This is a genomic window from Egicoccus sp. AB-alg6-2 (assembly GCF_041821025.1).
Lineage (GTDB): Bacteria > Actinomycetota > Nitriliruptoria > Nitriliruptorales > Nitriliruptoraceae > Egicoccus.
Genome location: NZ_JBGUAY010000006.1, coordinates 116,019 through 137,271 on the forward strand (window position 1 = coordinate 116,019; position 21,253 = coordinate 137,271).

19 protein-coding genes are annotated in these 21,253 nt (G+C 68.2%); 14 read left to right on the plus strand and 5 right to left on the minus strand.

Annotation, left to right across the window (positions count from 1 at the left end; genetic code table 11):
* Positions 1 to 121 precede the first annotated feature (121 nt).
* The 3 genes from ACERMF_RS12050 to ACERMF_RS12060 form a co-directional block, all read right to left on the minus strand.
* Positions 122 to 1,054 carry a hypothetical protein gene (locus tag ACERMF_RS12050; protein WP_373669353.1) on the minus strand — a complete coding sequence of 311 codons (933 nt, stop codon included), beginning with the start codon at positions 1,052 to 1,054 and terminating at the stop codon, positions 122 to 124.
* A complete protein-coding gene (locus ACERMF_RS12055) occupies positions 1,051 to 1,635 on the minus strand; it encodes an RNA polymerase sigma factor (protein ID WP_373669354.1) in 585 nt (194 codons plus the stop codon). Before ACERMF_RS12055 ends, ACERMF_RS12050 begins: the two co-directional genes overlap by 4 nt.
* Before the next feature lie 196 nt (positions 1,636 to 1,831).
* Complete coding sequence (locus ACERMF_RS12060) at positions 1,832 to 2,932, minus strand: UDP-N-acetylglucosamine 2-epimerase (RefSeq protein WP_373669355.1); 1,101 nt, start codon at positions 2,930 to 2,932, stop codon at positions 1,832 to 1,834.
* Positions 2,933 to 3,185: 253 nt separating this feature from the next.
* On the opposite strand from ACERMF_RS12060, the gene ACERMF_RS12065 reads away from it, so the two are divergent.
* Positions 3,186 to 3,512: a hypothetical protein gene (locus ACERMF_RS12065; RefSeq protein WP_373669356.1), complete on the plus strand. Its 327-nt coding sequence runs from the start codon at positions 3,186 to 3,188 to the stop codon at positions 3,510 to 3,512.
* Between the two features lie 121 nt (positions 3,513 to 3,633).
* Here the strand turns inward: ACERMF_RS12065 and ACERMF_RS12070 are convergent, their stop codons facing one another.
* Positions 3,634 to 5,622 carry a S8 family serine peptidase gene (locus ACERMF_RS12070; protein WP_373669357.1) on the minus strand — a complete coding sequence of 663 codons (1,989 nt, stop codon included), beginning with the start codon at positions 5,620 to 5,622 and terminating at the stop codon, positions 3,634 to 3,636.
* A 237-nt stretch (positions 5,623 to 5,859) separates the two neighbouring features.
* Positions 5,860 to 6,660 (minus strand): IclR family transcriptional regulator, encoded by an 801-nt coding sequence (locus ACERMF_RS12075; protein ID WP_373669358.1) that lies wholly within the window; start codon positions 6,658 to 6,660, stop codon positions 5,860 to 5,862.
* A 116-nt stretch (positions 6,661 to 6,776) separates the two neighbouring features.
* On the opposite strand from ACERMF_RS12075, the gene ACERMF_RS12080 reads away from it, so the two are divergent.
* The 13 genes from ACERMF_RS12080 to dmpG all read left to right on the plus strand — a co-directional run bounded on the left by ACERMF_RS12080 (position 6,777) and on the right by dmpG (position 21,247).
* On the plus strand, positions 6,777 to 7,733 hold the full coding sequence (locus ACERMF_RS12080) for a 2-keto-4-pentenoate hydratase (RefSeq protein ID WP_373669359.1): 957 nt from the start codon (positions 6,777 to 6,779) through the stop codon (positions 7,731 to 7,733).
* Positions 7,734 to 8,015: 282 nt separating this feature from the next.
* The gene (locus tag ACERMF_RS12085; RefSeq protein ID WP_373669360.1) at positions 8,016 to 8,957 is read left to right on the plus strand and encodes an alpha/beta fold hydrolase; all 942 of its coding nucleotides are present in this window, start codon (positions 8,016 to 8,018) and stop codon (positions 8,955 to 8,957) included.
* Between the two features lie 39 nt (positions 8,958 to 8,996).
* On the plus strand, positions 8,997 to 9,932 hold the full coding sequence (locus tag ACERMF_RS12090; protein ID WP_373669361.1) for an acetaldehyde dehydrogenase (acetylating): 936 nt from the start codon (positions 8,997 to 8,999) through the stop codon (positions 9,930 to 9,932).
* 30 nt (positions 9,933 to 9,962) lie between these two features.
* Positions 9,963 to 11,303, plus strand: coding sequence for a Rieske 2Fe-2S domain-containing protein (locus ACERMF_RS12095; protein ID WP_373669362.1), 1,341 nt, complete (start codon positions 9,963 to 9,965; stop codon positions 11,301 to 11,303).
* Positions 11,304 to 11,343: 40 nt separating this feature from the next.
* Positions 11,344 to 11,907 carry an aromatic-ring-hydroxylating dioxygenase subunit beta gene (locus ACERMF_RS12100; RefSeq protein WP_373669363.1) on the plus strand — a complete coding sequence of 188 codons (564 nt, stop codon included), beginning with the start codon at positions 11,344 to 11,346 and terminating at the stop codon, positions 11,905 to 11,907.
* A gap of 56 nt (positions 11,908 to 11,963) precedes the next feature.
* The gene (locus tag ACERMF_RS12105; protein WP_373669364.1) at positions 11,964 to 13,217 is read left to right on the plus strand and encodes a Gfo/Idh/MocA family protein; all 1,254 of its coding nucleotides are present in this window, start codon (positions 11,964 to 11,966) and stop codon (positions 13,215 to 13,217) included.
* A gap of 83 nt (positions 13,218 to 13,300) precedes the next feature.
* On the plus strand, positions 13,301 to 14,539 hold the full coding sequence (locus ACERMF_RS12110; protein ID WP_373669365.1) for an ABC transporter substrate-binding protein: 1,239 nt from the start codon (positions 13,301 to 13,303) through the stop codon (positions 14,537 to 14,539).
* A gap of 74 nt (positions 14,540 to 14,613) precedes the next feature.
* Positions 14,614 to 16,284 carry an ABC transporter permease gene (locus ACERMF_RS12115; protein WP_373669366.1) on the plus strand — a complete coding sequence of 557 codons (1,671 nt, stop codon included), beginning with the start codon at positions 14,614 to 14,616 and terminating at the stop codon, positions 16,282 to 16,284.
* 45 nt (positions 16,285 to 16,329) lie between these two features.
* Positions 16,330 to 17,268 (plus strand): hypothetical protein, encoded by a 939-nt coding sequence (locus ACERMF_RS12120; RefSeq protein WP_373669367.1) that lies wholly within the window; start codon positions 16,330 to 16,332, stop codon positions 17,266 to 17,268.
* Positions 17,269 to 17,306: 38 nt separating this feature from the next.
* Positions 17,307 to 18,197 (plus strand): EamA family transporter, encoded by an 891-nt coding sequence (locus ACERMF_RS12125; RefSeq protein WP_373669368.1) that lies wholly within the window; start codon positions 17,307 to 17,309, stop codon positions 18,195 to 18,197.
* 39 nt (positions 18,198 to 18,236) lie between these two features.
* Complete coding sequence (locus tag ACERMF_RS12130) at positions 18,237 to 19,376, plus strand: ABC transporter ATP-binding protein (RefSeq protein ID WP_373669369.1); 1,140 nt, start codon at positions 18,237 to 18,239, stop codon at positions 19,374 to 19,376.
* 57 nt (positions 19,377 to 19,433) lie between these two features.
* The gene (locus tag ACERMF_RS12135; protein ID WP_373669370.1) at positions 19,434 to 20,162 is read left to right on the plus strand and encodes an SDR family NAD(P)-dependent oxidoreductase; all 729 of its coding nucleotides are present in this window, start codon (positions 19,434 to 19,436) and stop codon (positions 20,160 to 20,162) included.
* Positions 20,163 to 20,242: 80 nt separating this feature from the next.
* Positions 20,243 to 21,247, plus strand: coding sequence for a 4-hydroxy-2-oxovalerate aldolase (gene dmpG, locus ACERMF_RS12140; RefSeq protein WP_373669371.1), 1,005 nt, complete (start codon positions 20,243 to 20,245; stop codon positions 21,245 to 21,247).
* Positions 21,248 to 21,253: the final 6 nt, after the last annotated feature.

Consider the following 21,253-nt stretch of genomic DNA (forward strand, 5'->3'; position numbering starts at 1 on the left):
GCGCGGAGCGCATTCAAATCGGCTAGTCCCACCGACCCAGGGGCCCCGGCCGCATGGCCGCAATGAAAAACCCTCCGTCTCGGATCGAGATGGAGGGCGGCGAAGCGGTGGTTGCTGGCGGCTACGGCAGGTCGGTGACGACCTCGTCCTCGTCGCCTGCCGGGGCGTCCGACGGCGGCTGTTCGGTGCTACCCGGGTTGGCGACCTCGTCGCCGTCGCCGGTCTCGCTGGGCGACGGCGTCGGGGCGGGCGACTCGCTGGGCCGGCACGACTTGAGCTTTTCGTCCTCGGCCTCCTCCTCGGCTGGGTCGTCTGACGCGGACTCCGAGGCGCTGGGCGTCGGCGACGGCGTCGGGCACAGGGGGCGACCGCCGAAACCGTCGAGCTCCTCAGGATTCTCGGTCGGATCGGCAGACGGCGAGGGCGACTGCGGCGCAGGCTCGGACGACGGCGGGCTCGAGGGACTCGACGGCGTCGACGGGCTGGGGGACGACGGCGAGGCCGGCGAACCGGTCGACGGTGCCGTGGTCGTGCCACCGGATACGTCGGTGGACGGGGTTTCCTGCGTCGGCGGCTGGCTGGTGCTCGGCGACGGACTCGCCTCGGGCGACTGCTCAGCAGCGGTCGAACCCGACGTCGGTGTGGTGGACGGGTCCACCTCGTCGACGTCGGCGATCTCGCCCAGCGCCTGCGGCGCGCCCTGCGCGTTCGCGCCGCTGGCGACCGGGCCGCCGGACATCCCGACATCGGTGACGACGACGGTGCCGTCGCGGTCGATGGACGTCACCCCGACAGCAGTACCGGCGATGAGGACGAACACCGCCGCGACCTTCCCCACGCGGTCGACGACGGCGTAACGGCGTCCGAGGTGGACGACGTTGGGTACTTCGTGGCGGTGCTGAGCGGCGGCGGCGTAGATGTCCTGCAGATCCTGCTCCGCACGGTCGCTGACCGGCGGAGTCACCAGGCGGGCACGCAGTCGCCACAGCGCGTCACGGGTGGGACCGTCGACCGCTGGCTCGTCGTGCTCGAAGGCGCCAGGAGGAATAGTCATGCTGATGAGGTCAGCGAACGCTGACCCCGCCGCGGGTACTTCGCATCATCGAGTTGATCGCGGAGCGCGCTGATCGCACGACGGTGCAATGCCTTGACGGCGTTGTATTCCTTGTCGAGCACCTCGGCAGCCTGGTGCAGACTGAGGTCGGCGACGTAGCAGAGCAGCAGGACGTCACGCTGGTCCGGCGTGCAGGCGGACAGCAGGTGCTCGAGCTCCGCTCCGCCGAGTCCGTTGAGGACGGCGTCGTCGATGCGGGTCGCCGGCAGTCCGGCCTCCAGCACCTCGGACTCCGCGGGTCGGACCGGGCGGGCCTTGGTGTGGCGGGCCGCGTCGATCATGCGGTGGTGGGCGATGGAGAACACCCAGGAGCGGAAGTTGGCTTCGGTGCCGCTGAACTTGCGCAGGTCGCGAACGACCTGCAGCAGCGTCTCCGAGGCGACGTCCTCCGGCGTCGCGCAGCCGCGACCGCGCAGATAGCCGACCAGCGCAGGCTGGAGCTCGAGGTAGAACCGGCGCCAGGCCGCTTCCTCGCCTCGACGTGCTGACGCCAGCACGTGCTCGAAGCCTTCGCCGATCATGCTCCCCCGTTCGCATGCGCGGTGGGCGATTTGTGGTCGTTCGCTCACCCGCTGTGAACGGCACGAGCCTAGTAGTCCGGCCGTGGGGCGCAAGCGAAGGAATCATCGACCCTTCGACCCTCAACTGGAGCGAAAGGTTGCAATTGGCGCGTGAGCCGCTCAACCAGCACGAGTCGGGAACTCTTGCGACGAGTCTTCAGGCGTGGTTTCGGAGGTGTTCCAGCACCACCTCGGAGGGTTTGAGCTCGTCCGCGATCGCCGGCCGGCGCAGGCGCTGCGGTTCGGCCAGGAAGGCGTCGACCACGCGACGGTCGTAGTCGGACACCACCACGTTGGCGCCGATCCCATCGGCGCGTTCCGTTGCTGCGCGCCACAACAGCGTCGGCACCCCCAGCAGCGCGCACTCCTCCTGGATCGACCCACCGTCGGTGATCACGAACGGCGCGGCCTGCAGCATCGCGACGAACTGCGCATGCGGCGCCAGCTCGACGAGCTCGACGCCGGCCGCCCTCAAGCGTTGGTCGAGGCCGCGGCGCTTCAGCGTGTCGATGGTGGGACCGTGCTGCACGAACCGCACCGGATGCGTGACGGCGATGCGTTCGACCGTCGAAACGAGGTGCTCGACGCGTTCGCGACGGTTGAGGTTCTCGACGCGGTGCATGGTCACGATCACCGGAGCCTCGACCTCAGCTTCAGCCGCGTCGCTCGTGCCGTTGCTTGGGGCGGGTCGGAGGTCGTGGGCGAGCGCCTCGGCGACAGTGTTCCCGGGCAACGGCACGATCCGGCCCTTCACCCGCATCCTCCGCAGGTTGGCAACCGCCTCGGCGTCCGGCGCGAACAGCAGATGGGCGATGCGCATCACGATCACCCGGATCAACTCCTCCGGGAACGGATGCAGCAGGTGCTTCGACCTCAACCCCGCCTCGAGGTGGGCCACCTGCAGGCCGGCCCGGCGTGCCATCAGCGTCGACAGCAACGTCGAGGGCGTGTCGCCGTGCACGACACAGACCCCACCCTGCCCACCGAAGACCTCCCGCCGGAGCTTGCGGCCGTCGAGGAGACGCGCGAACAGCTTCAGGGCCCACCGCGCCGCCTGCGGGATCGAGGTGATGTCGCGTCCCGACGCCAGGACGTGGTCGGGATGACGGACGCCGAGCTCCTCGCGCAGACCGACCGACAACGCGGCGTGCTGACCGGAGTCGATCAGGCGGTACCCGATCCCTTCTGCGTCGAGCAGCCGCAGCAGCGGCGCCGTCTTGATGTACTGCGCCTTGGTGCCGAGGAAGACGTGGATCACGTGGCCGGTCCGGGTCATGGGGCGAAGGGGGCGCGCCGAGCATAGGAGCGGCCACCTCGACTCCCGTGCCGCATGACGACGCCGCTCGAGCATCCACGACCTCGCCATCGGGCGCCGTCCACCTCTTGCGGTGAGCTCGTACGGTCGCCGCTGCCATGACGGGGAGGCGATGACACGATGCCGGTCGAGGAACGTCGACGCGTCGCGCTGCACAGCCAGATGGCCGCGACGAGGGGCGAGGCCGCGGAGACCGATGTTCGAGCTGCTCACGCCCGCCGGCCAGGAGATGGCTACGCGCGCCGACCTCGAAGCCGGTTTCGCCGCCATGGACGCCCGCTTCTCCGCGATGGAACAGCGCTTCGCCGCCATGGACCGGCGCATGGACGAGCGCTTCGCGGCGATGGACCAGCGCTTCGCGGCGATGGACCAGCGCATGGACGAACGACTCGGCGGCATGGTGGACCGGGCAACGTTCGAGCGACGCATCGGCGAGGCGGTCACCAGCCAAACCCACAACCTGGTGCTCTCCCAGCTCGCAGCCCTCGTCACGATCGCGGCGTTGGCGTTCGGCCTGCGCTGAAGCGCGTCAGGTTGCCCGGTCGCGATGGAGCGGCGCCGCGCCATCGGCCGCGCTGTTTCCGATGCCGCGCCGGACCGACCGCCGGCTCATACGGCGAGGCAGCGCCGGACCGGCCGCCGGCTCACACGGCGGGTTCGAGCAGCCCTTCCTGGACGAGGCGGTCGAGCAGACGGCCCAACATGCTCGCGGCCTGGTCGCGGCGGACCGGCGCGTCGGGAGCGAACCGGCCGTCGGTCATCCCGGTCACGACCCGCAGACCCGACGCGGCGCGCAACAGCCCCTCGTCGGCGTGGCCGACCGTGTCGCTGAATTTCGGCCCGTAGATGCGGTATGGGCCACCCGCCAGGTACTCGTTGGTGCGGGTGACGATGGCGGCGAACTCGGCACGGGTCGTGATCGCGTGCGGCGCGAACCGCGTCTCGGTCCGGCCACGGACGATGCCGACCGCGGCCAGTGCCTCGATGGCGTCGCGGTGGACGTACCCGGTGGGCGCGACATCGGAGAAGCGGCCGACGGTGGGAGCGGCCGGCAGGCGGCCGGCACGCTCGAGGGCACGGGCCACCATGGTCGCGACCTGCCCCCGCGTGAGCCCGTCAACGGCCCCGTACGTGCCGTCGGTGCGGCCCTGGGTGATACCGAGCGAGACGAGGCAGCCGACCGCGGGGCCGTGCACCGACGCGGCGCTCACGTCGGTGAAGCGCTGCGGCGAGATCTGCCGACACGCCGGCACCGTCGTTCCGAGGCGGTCGAGCACCAGCGGCGCGCGCACGAGCCCGCCCGAGCGCGTGTCACGCATACCCGGCAGAGGACGGACGCTGGCGCGGACCGCCTCGACCACCTCGACGGCGTTGCGACCGCGGTGGTGCTGCAGCGCGAGGGCCAAGGCGCCCGTGACGTGCGGCGCGGCCTGCGAGGTGCCCGACATGCGGTCGAGGCGACCACCAGGAACGGTCGAGAGGATGTGGCTGCCCGGCGCGACCACGTCGACCAGTTCGCGGCTGCGGGCGCTGTAGGACGCGATGGCCCCGGCGTTGTCGATGGCGGCCACACCCACCACGTTGGGCAGGCGCCAGGCAACGGGGTAGACCGGGAGCTGCTCGAGGGTGCGCGCCGTGTTGCCGGCCGCGGTGACCACCGGCAGGCCCGACTCGTACAGCGCCATCTGCAGCGCAGTCGACGCCACCGGGGAGGTCCAGCTCGCGTTGATGACGTGCGCGCCGTTGTCCCGGGCGTAGCGGATCGCCGCCACGGCGTCCGAGACCCGACCCGAGTCGCCCTCGAGGAACTTCAGGACCATCAGCCTCGCGTCCGGCGCCACCCCGGTGAAGCCGCTCGACGCGTCGGCGGCGCCGGCGATGATGCCGGCGACATGCGTGCCGTGACCGTCGCTGTCAGGCGTGCTGTAGAGCCGATTGTTGTTCGCCGCGAAGTTCCAGCCGTGCACGTCGTTGACGTAGGTACGTCCGGTGACCGGGTCGGTCCGTGGCGTCGCAGCGCGCGGGTTGCGCCACAACTGGTCGCGCAGCAGCGGGTGGCTGACGTCGACACCCGTGTCGATCACGGCGACGACCACGCCCTTGCCGGTGGCGTAGGGCCAGGCCTCGGTGGCGCCGACGTCGACCTTGGCACGGCCGGGCTTGCTTGCCACGACCTGGCCGGTGTTCCGCACGCCCCAACTTCCGGCACTGGTGTCGAACCCGGCCACGACCGTGGAGGCGGGACCGCTGTGCGTGACTGCGCTCGACGTGGCAGTGGTGGCGGTCGTCGCGGTGTAGATCAGGGTGTCCGGCTCGACGGCCACGACGTCGTCACGGCGGGCGAGCAGGCGCTCGGCCGCGGCCGCGTCGGCCGTGGTGTCGAACTCGAGCACCTGCACCTTCGAGTCATCGACCGGCGCCGCCGACGGGCCGTTGACGTTCGCCGGCGAGAAGTCGTCGGCGACGGGCAGCCCCTCGCCGGCGGTGGCGGCGTCGACGGGCGCGGCGAACGTCACCAGGAGCCGGACCTCGTCGCCGTCACCGGCCAGGGCCGGCACGGCGAAGGCGGCCGACGCGGTCGCGACGGCGACAACCAGTGAGACGAACCGCGGCAGGGGGCGGAACGACGCCATGCAGTGACTCCGTGGGGCGACCACGTGTGCCCGCCCCTCGGACACGGCCCGCAGCCGCATGCGCACATAATCGGCCAATTGGTCGAAAGTGCGAGCACCCGCGCGCAGAGCATGGCAACGAGGGCGGGGAAATCCGGCGGGATTCGCGGGCGGCTTAGGCGGACGCGTCACGACGCGTCACCGCGAACGATCAGCAACGCGCCGCGTCGATCCGTTGCGGACGGCTCTGATGCGGCTTCACCCAGCACGTGCCGCGTGATCCAGCCGGGATGCTCGGGTGGCCGGCGAGCCCAGGGCGCGCGAGAGTGATGCCGCTGTCGACATCACGGCGAGTGCCAACGGCTCCGTCTCGAAACGCGTCGTGGGTACGGAGACGGAGATGCCGGCGACGAGATGACCACCGGGGCCGAAGACCGGCGCGGCGACGCAACCGAGACCGAACGCCGACTCCTCCCGCTCCTGCGCGAAGCCGCGCTGCTGCGTCTCCTCGAGCTGTGACCGAAGGAGCGAAGTCACGGCCGTCGTGTGCGGAGTGCGCGGGACGAGGCCGCGCTCCACGACGCGGTCGAACAGCTCGGGCGGCGAAAATGCGAGAAGGGCCTTGCCGATCGCGGTGCAGTACAACGGCATGCGCCCCCCCATGCGGGATGGGCTCTGGGCCGTCCGGTGACCGACCAGCTTCTCGATGTAGAGCACGTCGACCCCGTCGACGATTCCCAGGTGCACGATCTCGCGGGTGGCGGTGTAGAGGTCCTCCATGAACGGCAGGGCGGTCTCACGCAGGATGCGCTGGCGAGGAACCAACTGACCTAACTCGAACAGGCGCAACCCCAACCGGTATCCACCCGCGACCCGCTCCAGCAGCCCCCAGGTGACGAGATCGTTCGCGATGCGGTGGACGGTGCCCTTCGCCAGTCCCGTACGACTCATCAGTTCATTGAGTTGAAGAGTCGAGGTTTGGGCTTCGAAGCACTCCAGGACGCGCTGCACCTTGCCGAGGACGGAGCGATCGTCCAGGTGGGTCTCCAACGGCTTCATCTATCAGACCTCGTCTCGTCCCCGCTCGCCCGTCCTGGCAGTATTGCACCGACCATTGAGCCCACGGCCCTACAGCGCCGTGGGTCGCCCTGCACGCCCAGGGTGACACGGCCCGCGTGCGCGTCCCGCTCAGTGGAACAGTGCCGTTGCGTCGACCAACTGCAGGCCGCACGTTGCTGGAAGCGAACCTGTCCGCCCGACTGGGCATGCCGGCAGGCACGATGGTTGACGCCGCTGCCGACCCGGCCGCACTTCAGGAGCGCCCAATGACCGACCACGCCTCCGGCAACGCGACGGATCCCGATACGCGGGGCCGCGCACGCGCGCTCTACGACGCCTTGCGCACCCACGAGCCGATCGAGCCGCTCACCACCGGCGCACCCGACTTCAGCCTCGAGCAGGCTTACGAGGTACAGCGCCGGCTCGTCGAGATGCTGCTCGCGGACGGCGACCAGATTGTCGGCTACAAGCTCGGGTTGACCTCGCGACCTATGCAGGAACTGCTCGGCGTCGACACACCGGACTTTTCCGCCGTCGTCGACTCGCAGCAACTTCCGGACGGCGCCGTCGTCGCGTTGGACCGCTTCATCTCGCCCATGATCGAGGCAGAGTTCGTGTTCCATCTCGCGTCGCCGCTCCAGGGCCCGGGCGTCACCATCGACGAAGTCGTGAACGCGACCGAGAGCATCTCCGCGGGCCTCGAGATCGTCGATTCGCGGATCCGTGACTGGGCGATCAGGTTGCCCGACACCGTCGCGGACCTGGCCTCGTGCGGTGCGGTCGTCGTGTCGGCCCGGCGCGAACCTCTTCCAGTCGGCGGCGCACGACTGCTGGGAATGGCGCTGAGCCGCAACGGTGAACTCGTGGACACCGGCTGCGGCGCAGCGACGCTCGGTGATCCCGCAGCGGCCGTCGCCTGGCTGGCGAATACGCTCGGCTCACGGGGCGTCCGCCTGGAGCCAGGACAACTGATACTCACGGGTGCGCTGCACAAGGCCGTCCCACTGGCTCGCGGCGACCACTTCGTCGCCGAGTTCGATCGCATCGGATCCGTCGACGTCCACGTGGAGTAGCGCGCACGAGGTGCGGGCCGGCAGCGTCGCGCACGAGGTGCGGGCCGGCAGCGTCGCGCCCGGCCACGGGTCGGCGTACCCACCGGCAGGGGCGCCATGGTGAGGCCCCGCTCGCGGACGTCGCAGCACAGCCCCGCCGTGCGGGTTCCACTGGCTGGACCGTTCGCGTTGCCGCAGGTCATGAGGCGGGGCATCGTGGCCCCATCGTGTGAACGCACGCACGAATCGCCTATTCGCGCCGGGCGGCCGGATCGAGCACGGCCGTCCTGAGGAGTGACGAGCATGGTGCACAGCGGCCACGACACGATCTGGCTGGACCTGTTGGGAGCGCAGACACGCTACGTGGACGCCGGGGGTATCCGCACCCGTGTCATCGAATCGGGTACGGGCCCGGCGCTGGTGTTGCTGCATGGGGGCGGCGGCCATGCCGAGGCGTTTGCCCGCAACGTCGTGCCGCTGGCTGGCGAAGGTCTTCGCGTTGTCGCCGTCGACTACCTCGGACACGGATTGACCGATCGGCCCTCGAACCCGATCGGTCGCGACAACTACGTCGCCCACCTCGTCGCAACTCTCGACGCCCTCGGGCTCGAACAGGCCACGCTGGCCGGCGAGTCGCTCGGGGGATGGATCGCGTTCTGGACCGCGCTTCTGCACCCCGACCGTGTGACGAAGTTGATCTCGGTGTGTGGGGCCCGACTGGAGGTCGAAAAGGACCCGGCATCCGAGGCGCACGTCCGCGAGGGACGCGCGCGCTTCAAGGCGCTGAACGAGGCGTTCCTGGCGGACCCGACCCTCGAAAACGTCCGAAACCGCCTCGCCTGGCTGTTCTTCGACCCCGACGAGTCGATCACCGACGAACTCGCGCAACTCCGCCTGCGGCTGTACCAGGACGACAAAGTGCGACGCACCCTTTCCGACGGTATCGGGATGAAGGTCGTCACCTCGGGTGCCGACACGGTGAAACGCAACGATGCGTTCGACGCGGACGCGCTGGCCGGCATCCAGCACGAGACGTTGGTCCTTTGGACCAGTCACAACCCCAGCAACACCGCCGCGACGGCACGTCGGGCGGCGTCGTTCATCCCCAACTCGCGGTTCGCTGTCATGTCCGACTGCGGACATTGGCCGCAGTGGGAGGACCCCGCAACGTTCAACCGACTGGTCGCCGACTTCACGCTGGGCCGCGCCCAGGTCGGAGAGCCCGTCGAACTGGCCTCCACCTGACGAGTCTTCGATCGCTGGTTCGTGGCAGGGAGCCTTGCATTGGACGTGGACAACAGCCCCAGCGGGCAGTCCGAGGCGCCGCTTTCGGTGGCGATCGTCGGCCCGGGCAATATCGGCACCGACCTGCTGCTCAAGTTGCAGCGCAGCGAACACGTCGAAGTCCGCTACATGGTCGGCATCGACCCCGATTCGGACGGTTTGCGCTTCGCCGAACAACATGGCGTCGAGGCGTCCGCAGACGGCGTGCCGTGGCTCGTCGGACGCGAGGATGTTCCGGACGTCGTCTTCGAGGCGACCTCGGCGAGCGCGCATCGCCACAACGCGCCGCTGTACGAAGCGGCGGGGATCCAGGCAGTCGACCTGACGCCGTGTGCGCTGGGCCCCTCTGTCGTCCCGAGCGTGAACCTCGACCAACATCTCGGCACCTCGAACATGAACATGATCACCTGCGGGGGGCAGGCCACGATCCCGATGGTCGCAGCCGTCTCGCGGGTTACTCCGGTCGCCTACGCCGAGATCGTGGCGTCCATCGCCTCACGCTCGGCGGGACCCGGCACGCGCGCCAACATCGACGAGTTCACCCAGACCACCGCAGCGGGACTGGAGGCCGTCGGCGGCGCTGCACGTGGCAAGGCGATCATCGTGCTCAACCCCGCCGAGCCACCCATGATCATGCGCGACACGGTGTACTGCGCGATCGATCCCGAAGCCGATCAGGAAGCGATCACGGCTTCCGTCGAACGGATGGTGGCGGCCGTCGCCGCCTATGTGCCGGGGTATCGCCTTGTCGCGTCGCCGCAGTTCGACGGGCCGCGGCCCGAATGGGACGGCCTCGCTCGCGTCACCGTGTTGCTGCAAGTGGAGGGCAACGGCGACTACTTGCCGCCGTATGCGGGCAACCTCGACATCATGACCGCCGCCGCGGCGCGAGTGGCTGAGCGTCTGGCTCGCGCGCGAGTCGGCGCCGCCGGTTGAGTGGTGGAACGCGACAACGGGAGAGTCGACGTGGAATCGAGCAAGAACAACGACTGGGAGACCGTCAGTGGCGAATACTTCGACGCCGCTGACGTCTATGAACGGGAGCTGAAGACCGTCTTCGCGCGCAGCTGGCAGTTCATCGGCCACGAATCCATGGTGCAGGAGCCCGGCGACTTCGTCAGCCTGCCCATGGGCAACGACGCAATCGTCCTCTGGAAGGACGCGGCGAGTGGTCGGGCCCGGGCCTACCTCAACAAATGCCGGCATCGTGGCAACAAGTTGTGCCTCCACGATCGCGGCAAGGCCAACAGTTTCACGTGCAGCTTCCACGGCTGGACCTACGGCACGAGCGGGCAACTCACCGGCGTACCCCGCGAGCGGGAGGCCTACCGCACGACACTGGATCGTGACCGGCTCGGCCTCGTCGAGGTGCCACGTGTCGAGGCCGTAGGCGGCCTGCTGTTCGGCACCTGGGACCCGACTGCTCCAGCACTCCGCGACTACCTGGGCGAGGCGACCCCGCTACTCGAGCGTTACGTCGACAATGCGGGACTCGGCGGTCTGCAGTTCCTGCCCCAGCCTCAGAAGTACATCATGCCCGTGAACTGGAAACTGCTCGCGGAGAACTTCGCCGGCGACGACTACCACTTCAAGGTGACCCACGCGTCGGTGATCTCGCTGATGAAGCAGAATCCGACCGCGGCGCTGTCCCACGGCCTGCAGAAGGAACGGCGCTTCACCGTCGCCACCAACTTCGGCGCCGGCGCGGCGCACGGCTTCCTCGAGCTCAAGGTCGGCCCGGAGGCCTACCAGGAGGACCTGGCCAAGGCAGAGAAACTCGGCCCCGAGGCGGTCGAATGGGTGCGTCATCGTCACCAGGTGATCTCCGGCGACGACGACGACCTCGCCTACGCCTTCCATGCCGGCAACCTGTTCCCGAACCTGGCGCTCATCGGGATCAGCTCGGCGCTCTACGCCTCGGGTTTCCTTCTCTGGATTCCCCGCGGCCCGCACGAAACCGAGATCGTGCAGTGGGCGGCGGTCGACCGCGACGCGCCGGACATCGTCAAGCGCCGTGCGGTGTCGGTCCTCAAGGACCGTCAGGCGGCCGCCGGGATGGTCGCACCCGACGACCACGAGAACTTCGAGCGCATCGCGGCGAACGTGCGCGGCAGCGTCAGCCGCACGGTCCCGTTCGACTACTCGATGGCCGCAGGAATCTCCGAGCAGTTCCCCGATCCCGACGATGCCGACTATGCCGCCCGCTGGTCCCAACGCGGCCTGGGAACCCTGTTCCCGCAGGTCAGCGAAGCGAACCAGCGCGAGTTCTACCGGACCTGGGACAGCTATCTCGAGGGGACGTCATGAGCTCCCGCTGTCACCGGCGAGCCGCACCGGAGGAATCCAGATGAGCTCGACGACGTCGGCGGCGGTCGAGCCGCTGCACGCCCAGCTGTTGACGCAGGCCCTGGCCCGCGAGGCCTACCTGCTCGACACCAACCAGTACGACCGATGGCTGGAGACGCTCGCCTCCGACGTGCGCTACCTGGTGCCCATCCCCGAATGGGTGCATGGCCGCTCGGGCGCCGAAGAGGCCTTCGGCACGGGGGACGACGCCCTGTCGTTCCCGTACCTCGACGAGACCCACGAAGGGCTGCGACTGCGAGTGGCGCGGCTGCAGACCGGCCTCGCGCACGGCGAGATGCCGCCCTCGATGACGGCGCGTGTGGTCGGTGTCGCACTGATCGAGGAGCTGGCGAACGACCGGCCCCCCGGCGCGCGCAATTTCCGCGTCATCACCAACTTCACCCTGCACCAGACCCGTCATGAAACCCGTGTCGACGTGTTCGCCGGCCGGCGCGAGGACGTCTGGTCGGTGGGGCCCGACGACGGGCCGCAGGTGTTGCTGCATTCCCGCACCGTCCATCTGATCGAGCGGGTGCTCCCACGGGCATTCAGCACGTTCTTCTGATTTCGACATTCGACCGCCGCGACCGGCGGATCGATCTTTCGAACCAAGGTGGAGACATGGCAGAGCAGGTCCTCAACCTGGCGTTCGTGGGGCTGGGACAGGCCGTCAACCGGGTGCTCTATCAGCACCCGGAGGTGCACGAACTGCCCTACCGCATCGTTGCCGCAGCCGATCCTCGCGCACAGGCCCGTGACGCGTTCGAGCGCGACTTCAACGGCCGCGCCTTCGCGGACTTCGAGCCCATCCTCGAGATGCCGGAGGTCGACGTCGTCTACATCGCCACACCGCCGGAGCTGCACTGCGAGCAGAGCATCAAGGCTGCCGAGGCCGGCAAACACGTGCTGGTGGAAAAGCCGATGGCGCTCAGTCTCGACGATGCGCTGCTGATGTGCCGCAAGGCCGAGGACTCCGGCGTGAAGCTCCTCGCCGGCCACACCAAGTGCTTCGACGCGCCGATCATCGAGATGACACGCCTGGCCCAGTCCGGCCGCTACGGGCCCATGCGGGCTTTCACCTCGATGATGTACAACAGCTTCAACGTCATGCCGTGGCCGACGCCGGAACTCGCCGACACGATGGGTCCGGTCCTCAACCAAGGCCCCCACCAGCTCGACATCGCGCGCCAGATCGGTGGTGGCGTGGTGACCAGCGTGACGGCCACGACCTTCCACGACTCCCTGCGTGACGTCACTGGCGGCTACCAGGCTCTCCTGCGGTTCGACTCGGGCGCCTCGGCCACGTTGACCTACGACGCACGCGGCCTGTTCGACATCGCCGAGCTCTACGGCTGGATCGGCGAGGGCGGCCAAGCCCGGCCGGAGGATCTCAACGCGCGGATGCGTCACAACATCGGCGACCTGCTCGACCGGCACGGCCGCGACGGAATGGACGAGGAACTCGAACGGCAGAAGGAGGTCGGCCGCTACGGGGCGAAGGATCCCGGCGAGGCCTTGCGCAACGTCTGGGGCTACTCCAAGCCGGAGGAACCCCGCGACCAGCCATTCTTCGGCATGTCGATCCTCTCACTGGATCAGGCCGCCGCCCGTCAGAGTCGGCAGGGGCTGTACCTCTACACCGACGAAGGCCGGCGGTCCGTCGATCTCCGAAGCTCCCTGCGGGCCCGGGCCGCGGAACTCCTCGAGCTGTACCGATCGATCCGTGAGGACCGGCCCGTATTCCACGACGGCTGGTGGGGCGCGGCCACGCTCGAGGCCTGCCTGGCCCTTGCCGAATCCGCCGCAACCGGCCAAAGCGTCGAACTGTCCCACCAGGTCCCGACCCCCAGCGAGATCCCCACGCTCTCACTCTGACGGGGAGGGGCCGTCGCCCTGCACCGCCGCAGCATGAACGGATGCACCGTCCGGTGCACCCAGATCGAACCGGGAGAATCCAAATGAAGATGCGCAATACGAGGAGCCGCACGGCCCTGGGAGCCGGGCTCAGCCTGGCGATTCTCTTGGCGGCGTGCGCGGGCACCGACGGCACGGATGGCGCCGCGCCCGACGAACCCGCGGCGACCGGAACCGAAGAACCCGACACCGAAGAACCCAACACCGAAGAACCCGCCACCGACGAACCCGCAACGGAAGAACCCGACGCTGGTGAGTCCGGCGCCTGGGACGCCGATGCCCCACCGGAGTGGGAGGAGATCCTCGCCGCCGCCGCGGAAGAGGGTGAGGTCGTCGTTGCCGGGCCGGCTTTCCTCGACGACGCGATGACCACCGCGTTCGAAGCCGACACCGGGCTCACGCTGAGCTACCTGGGCGGCAATACGCGCGAGCTGAACTCGCGCCTCGACCAGGAGGCCCAAGCCGGAAACGTGACCATCGACGTCTCGATGGGCGGCGGTACACAGCTCAACACGTTGCTGCCCGAGGGACTCCTGGAGCCCATACGGCCGCAGCTGATTCTGCCCTCGGCCACGAACAACGACAACTGGAAGCCCGGGGACCAGAAGTACCTCGACAACGACGATCAGTACATGCTGCAGACCACGGAGTGGATCCACGGCTGGGTGGCGGTCAACCCCGACTCCCTGGGTGACATCACGGTCACGACCTGGGATGACCTGCTCCAGCCCGAACTCGTGGGCCGCATCGCTGCGTACGATCCCCGCACCGGCGGGCAGGGGCAGTCGGCCGCTGCCTACCTCGCCGAGGTCAAGGGCATGGACTACATCGTGGAGTTGTTCGACGGACAGGAGGTGACCTACACCCAGGATGGCGGTCAGCTCATGGAGTGGATCGCCCGTGGCACCTATGACGTCGCATTGGGCGGCATCGCGCCAGACGTCGAACGCTACCGCACCGAAGGTCTACCCATCGAGGTGCGCCACATGGAGGACGGCCCGGGCGCGCTGACAGGTGGGTTCTCCGTCCTCAAGCAGCCCGTGGGCGCGCCGCACCCGAACGCCGCGCAGGTGTTCCTCAACTGGTGGGCCTCGGGGCGCGGTCTGGACGTCTACGCCGAGGTGCTCATGGAGCCCTCCCTGCGCGTCGACAGTGAGGCCGAGGTGCCCGAGTACGTCACCCCGCAGGAGGGCGTCGACTACATCGATCAGTACACCGAGGACTGGTACACCACCGTGCGGCCACAGGTGACCGAGGAGCTCGCGGAGGCGCTGGGCCGTTAGCCCACGGTCGGCCTCGGGCTCCACGATCTCGTCGTCGCGGATCCCGAGGCCGGCCCTGTCGATGGATGTTGAGCGTGGGTGTCATCTCGTCTCGCTGGGGTCGAATTGCCGGCATTTTCATCGCCGCCGTCGTCCTGCCGCCGGTGTTGGTCGTCGTGCTCAGCAGTGTCAATGCGCAGATGCTGGGGTCGGGCTTCACGTTCACGGTGGACGCCTGGCAAGCGGTCTTCTCCAACTCACGTTCGCTCTCGGCCATCGTCACGTCGTTCTTGCTGACGGTTCGTGTGCCGATCGGGCTAGCGATCGCCTTCGCGTTCGCCTGGGCGTTGATCCGCCTGGACGTCCCGTGCAAGCGCATGATCGAGTACGGGCTGTGGTTCGCGTTCTTCGTCCCGACACTGCCGCTGATGTTGGGATGGATCCTGCTGCTCGACGGCAACTACGGGATCATCGCCAGCGCCGTTCCGTTCCTCGATCTCGAGATCTACTCCTTCACGGGAATCCTGTGGGTCCACCTGACGGCCAGCACGATTCCGGTCATCGTCATCTTCCTCAGGCCGGCGCTCCAGCACCTCGACGTCGGACTGGAGGAGGCGGCACTGCTACATGGCGCGACCCGCTGGCAGGTGTGGCGAACCGTGACGCTGCCCTTGGTGGCACCAGCGGTGGCCACGGCATTCCTCGCCGGCATGATCAAGGGTCTCGAGGTCTTCGAGATCGAGCAGATTCTCGGTCTCCCCGCCGGCATACAGGTCTTCGCCACCCGGATCTTCGCGCTCCTGGCCTGGGACCCGCCGATCTACGGCGAAGCGATGGCGCTGAGCACGATATTCCTGGCACTCATGATCCTGGCCGCGGTCGTCTACGTCCGATTCGCGGCCAGACGCGGTGAGACACCCACCATCGGGCTCAAGGGCCGGGCCGCCCAACGCCCACCACGTGACCGTCTCGCCTGGCTGTTCTTCGGCGCCATCGCCCTCTACTTTCTCATCGGGCTGCTGCTGCCCCTGGCGATGGTCATGCTCGGTTCGTTCAGTCGCCTCTTCGGCTTCTTCCATCTCACCAACCCGTTGACGCTGTCCCACTGGACCGACGTCCTGCGGGCCGAGGCATTCAGTCGCGCCATTCGTACCTCGGTGCTGGTCGGCCTCGGGGTCGCAGGCATCGGCACCGCGGTGTACAGCATGCTCGGCTGGGCGATGTGCCGTGCACCGGCACGATCGCGCTCCTGGTGGCTGGTCGGTGTCCTGGTGTGGATCCCCTGGGCGGTCCCGGGCATCCTGCTCGGTGTCGCCTACCTGATGATCTTCCTCAACTCGCCGGTCGTCCGGCAGTACCACGGCACCATCGTGCCCATGATCGTCGTGCTGCTCGTCATGACGATGCCGCTGGCCGTGGCGATGTTGCAGTCGGCGGCCGGCCAGATCCCTCGAGAATTCGAGGAGGCCGGGCTGATGGCCGGCGCGAGCCGGCTCGCGACGCTGCGCACCGTGACCCTGCCGCTGATGGCACCGATGATGGTGAGCGTCTTCCTGTTCGCGCTCATGCAGACGCTGCGTGACATCTCCGCCACCGTCCTCCTGGCGACGCCGAGCACCCGAACGCTGCCGCTGCTGATGTTCTCGTATGCCTCCGGCGGTCGGCTCGAGGCCGCAAGCGTGGTCGGCGTGATCATCGCCTTCACCGCCCTGATCATCACGGTCACCGTGCTCAAGCTGGCGCGACGCCTCGGCCTCGAGACCTGATCCATTCCCCTGTCCGCCCCGTCTCCCGAAACGAAAGGTGTTCCGATGGCTTCGATCGTCGGTGCTCTCGCGACGTCACACGCGTTCGCGTTCCTCGATCCCGAACACTGGGACGCGCGCCGTCAACGCATGCGCGCCTCGTACGAGCGTCGCTATGGCGTCGTCCCCGACGAGCGGCCGGAGCTCGCCGCGGAGGACGTGACCTCGAACCGTGAACGCTTCGCAAGCTGGCGGGCGGCACTTGGCGAGGCTCGAGACTGCATGACCGAGGCTCGCCCCGACGTGCTGCTGGTGGTCGGAGATGATCAGAACGAGGTGTTCTCGGGCGTGCAACCCCAGTTCGCCGTCTACACCGGGCAACGTTGCGTCAGCGCCAGCGATCGGGACAAGGACAGCCCGTACGAACTCGGATGCGACGCCAGTCTGGCACGCGCCCTGCTCGACCGGAGCGTCCGCGATGGGTTCGATACGGCTCAGGTCGAACACTTCGAGCACGAACTCTTGAAGTCACACGCCCACGCCCAGCCGCTCGAACATCTCGACCTGCTGGGCTACGCCTGCGTGCCGGTGTTCGTCAACGCCATCCACGTCCCGGCGCCCGAACCGGGCCGCTGCATCGATTTCGGACGGACGCTCGGACGCGCACTGGCCGACCTCCCCGATGACCTGCGCGTGGGGGTCGTCGCCTCGGGTGGCATGTCGCACTTCACCGCGGGCTACCCCTGGCCGGCCTATGACGGTCCCCACACCCTCGGATCGGTCGACGGCGACTTCGACCGCCGTGTCGTGACCGCGCTCCAAGCCGGCGACGAGGACTTCTTTCGCAGCCTCACCGCCGACGACCTGCTCAAACACGGCGACCCCGAGATGCGGGCGCTGCTCGTGCTCTTAGGGCTGATCGACTTCGTCCCGCCCTCGACGCACGCCTACGACGTCTTCTACCAGGCGGTCATGGGCATGCTCGCCGCAGGTTGGAAGCTGTGAGCTGCGACCCGTGCACGCAGCACATCCGGGAAGCTTGAATGTCCGCACCTGCCCTGGCCCTCGCGGCGGCGACCTGCTACTCGCTCTCACAGCTCGCCGTTCGGCTCGGGACACGCCGCATCGCTCCGTCCACCGGTTTGCTGCTCTCGTTGTACTCCGGGACTCTCATGCTCGGGATAGCGGTCGCGATCCGAGGCATCGGACGTCCGGACCCCCGAGCACTGGTGGTCTTTGGGCTGGCCGGGCTGTTGGGGCCAGGGGTGGCACGCTTCGCTTCGATCACCTCGGTATCGCGGATCGGCGCGACCCGCACCGTGCCGATCATCGCGGCCTGCCACCCACTGGTCTCCGTCACCATGGGTGCGGTCCTGCTCGCCGAAGAGCTCACGGTCCTGCGGGTGGCCGGTATCGCTCTCATGCTGAGCGGGATCATGCTCGCCGTACGGGCGGGTCGTTCCAGCGATCAGCGGCGACCTCTCGAGGTGACCAGATGGGCGCGGCTGTCGTTTCTGGTGTTGCCGTTCGTGGCCGGTGCTACCTACGGCCTCGCGGATTACGTCCGCAAGGCCGGTCTCGAGCTGTTCGCCGACCCGCTGGCGGGTGCCTTCATCGGTATCACGGTCTCGGCACTCACCTGGACCGCGGCGATGGCATTCAGCGGCCGCGCGAAAGGTCTGCTGGCGCGGATCACGGACCGCGACGTGAGGTGGTTTCTGCTCAGCGGCGTTAGCAGCGCTGGCGCCCAGGTGCTGCTCTTCTGGGCCCTGCTCGACGGGGAGTTGTCCGTGGTCGCGCCGATCGTGTCGATGCAACCGATCATCGTGGCGCTACTGGTACGGGTGTTCATCAACCGCATCGAACGAGTCGGCGCCGCCGTTGGCATCGCCGCTCTGTTTGCGGCGGGAGGGACGGCGCTGCTCTCGCTATGACGCGACTCCATATGGCTTCGACGATGCAAGAGGTGCGACATGCTGCAGGTTGAACAACTGCGCAAGCGTTACGAGCCGGGTGGGCGACGCGACGACGCCGGACACCTGGCGGTCGACGGCGTGTCCTTCCATGTGCCCGACGGGAAGATGTACACGCTGCTGGGACCATCCGGCTGCGGCAAGACGACGACACTGCGTTGCGTGGCCGGCCTCGAGACGCCGAGCGGCGGCACGATCAGCCTCGGCGGAAGCGTGCTGTACGACGCGGCGGAGAAGATCAACATCGCACCGAATCAACGCCAGCTCGGCATGGTGTTCCAGTCCTATGCGATCTGGCCCCATCTGAGCGTCGCGCAGAACGTGGCCTACCCGCTGCGGGTCGGGCGGCGTGCGCAGCGTGTACCCAAGTCGCAGATCCGGGAGCGGGTGGAGGCAGCGCTCGCCGCGGTTCATCTCGAGGGATACGGGGACCGTCGAGCAACGGCGCTGTCGGGTGGACAGCAACAGCGTCTCGCCCTGGCCCGAGCGTTGATCAGCCGACCGCGCATGCTGCTGCTCGACGAACCGTTGTCGAACCTCGATGCCAAGCTTCGCGAATCGATGCGGCTCGAGCTCAAGCGCCTCCAACGCGAGAGCGGCATCACCTCGTTGTACGTCACCCACGACCAGGTCGAGGCGCTCGCGATGTCCAACGTCGTTGCCGTCATGAAGGACGGTCAGATCGTCCAGGAGGGGCCTCCTGCCGAGATCTACAAGTCGCCGGCGAATGCCTTCGTCGCGGACTTCATCGGTTCTGCCAACCTCGTCGCGGGAACCGTTCGGTCCACGCGAACGAACGACTGCTGCGTGGTCGACGTGGGTGGGAATCTGCTGCATGCGCAGCTGTCACCGGCGATCCCGGAGTTGCGTTCCGGCCACGAGGTCATGATTGCCATGCGCCCAGAATGCATCACCATCGAAGGACGCACGGACGCGCAACCGCCAGCAGCGGGCACGCCCGGTTGGTTGGAGGGGATCGTGCGCAATCGCGCCTTCCTGGGCGAGTCCGTCGAACACGAGGTCGAGGTCGCCGGCAACATCCTGCGGACGCGCGGCATGGACATCGAGCCGCGGGGTATCGGCGAACACGTGTGGCTGCGCGTCCGTGGCGAGGACTGCCGCATCGTGCCGAGCGGCTGAGACCACACCGCCGAAGTGACCGCGAGACGGAAGCCACCACGCCAGGAAGGGAGGACGATGTCGGAGGAACGGTTGGCAGGCACCCGGGCAGTCGTCACAGGCGCACACGGGGGATTCGGGCAGGCGGTGACCGTGGCGCTCGCGCAACGAGGTGCATCAGTCCTCGCCATCGACATCGATCCCGACATCGTGAGCTGGGGTGAGCAGCTCACGAGCACGTATGGCGGGCGGGTCGTCGGCAGGTGCTGCGACCTGGCTGCCACCACCGAACACGAACTCTCCCAACTGATCGGTCCCGAGCCTCTGAACGTGCTCGTCAATGCCCTGGGAATCTTCGGCCGGGGACGACTCGAGAATCTGGACCGCGAGACGTGGGCCGGGGTGATCGCCACCAATCTCACCGCTGCCGTTGCGACGACGGCGATATGCCTGCCCGCGCTCCAGGCGGCCGCCTGGGGGCGCGTGTTGAATCTCGGCTCGAGTTTTGCGGCGCGAGGTCGCCCGGAAAGCACCGCGTACTCCGCATCGAAGGCCGGTCTCATGGCGTTTACCCGATCTCTGGCCGAGGAGTTGCGGAACACGTCCGTCACCGTCAACTGCATCGCGCCCGGCGCGACCGACACACCGCTGTTTCGGGCGACCTACCCGGAAGGCGCTCACCGCGGCGGCGAAGGGGTGCCGCGTGACCTCGCCGCCCCCGAGGACATCATCGCCCCCTTGTTGTTCCTGTGTAGCCACGGGGCGAATCACATCACCGGAACGACCCTGTGGATGCAAGGCCCCTGAGACGGTCGTTTCCTGTCGTATCACCGCTCTAGATGCCCATCCCCCGCCCCGTCCGCCTGCACTGCCCGGAGGATCCTCTCATGACCAGCTTCAGACTCACCGATTCGACCCTGAGGGACGGCTCGCATGCCGTGGCCCACCAGTTCACCGAGGGGCATGTGCGGGCGGTGGTCGGCGCCCTCGACATGGCCGGAGTACCGGTCATCGAGATCTCGCACGGCGACGGGCTCGGCGGTTCGAGCTTCAACTACGGTTTTTCCGGCACCGATGAACACCTACTGCTCCAGGCGGCGGTGGAGGCCCGGAAGAACGCCAAGCTCGCAGTGCTGCTGCTTCCCGGCATCGGCGTGCGCGAAGAGCTGCAGAGGGTCGCGAACTACGGCGTCGACATCGCCCGCATTGCGACCCACTGCACCGAGGCGGACATCTCCGAGCAGCACCTCCGAGAGGCGAAACGGCTCGGCATGGAGACCGTAGGGTTCCTCATGATGGCCCACATGCTCGAACCCGAGGATCTCCTGAAGCAAGCCCGATTGATGGAGTCGTACGGTGCGGACTGCGTCTACGTCGTGGATTCCGCGGGAGCACTCACCATCGATGCTGCCCGGGAACGGGTGGGGTTGCTCAAGCAGGGGCTGTCCTGCCAGGTCGGCATCCACGCCCACAACAACCTCTCGCTCGCCGTCGCGAATTCGATCGCGGCCATCGAAGAGGGCGCCGACCAGGTCGACGCATGTACGACGGGTCTGGGCGCGGGCGCCGGCAACTGCCCAACCGAGTTGCTCGCTGCCGTCTGCGACCTGTCCGGTATTGAAACCGGTGTCCAGCCACTGCGCCTGGTCGACGTAGCGGAGGATGTCGTGCGACCGCTGCAACACCGCCCCCAGATCATCGACCGTGATGGGATCATCCTGGGGTATGCCGGTGTGTACGGCTCGTTCCTGCTGCATGCCCAACGCGCGAGCGAACGCTACGGGGTACCGACCTCGGACATCCTGCTGGAGCTCGGGCGCCGCAAGGTCGTCGGAGGCCAGGAGGACATGATCATCGACGTCGCGATCGAGCTTCAGGAGGCGGCAGGTTGAGCGGCG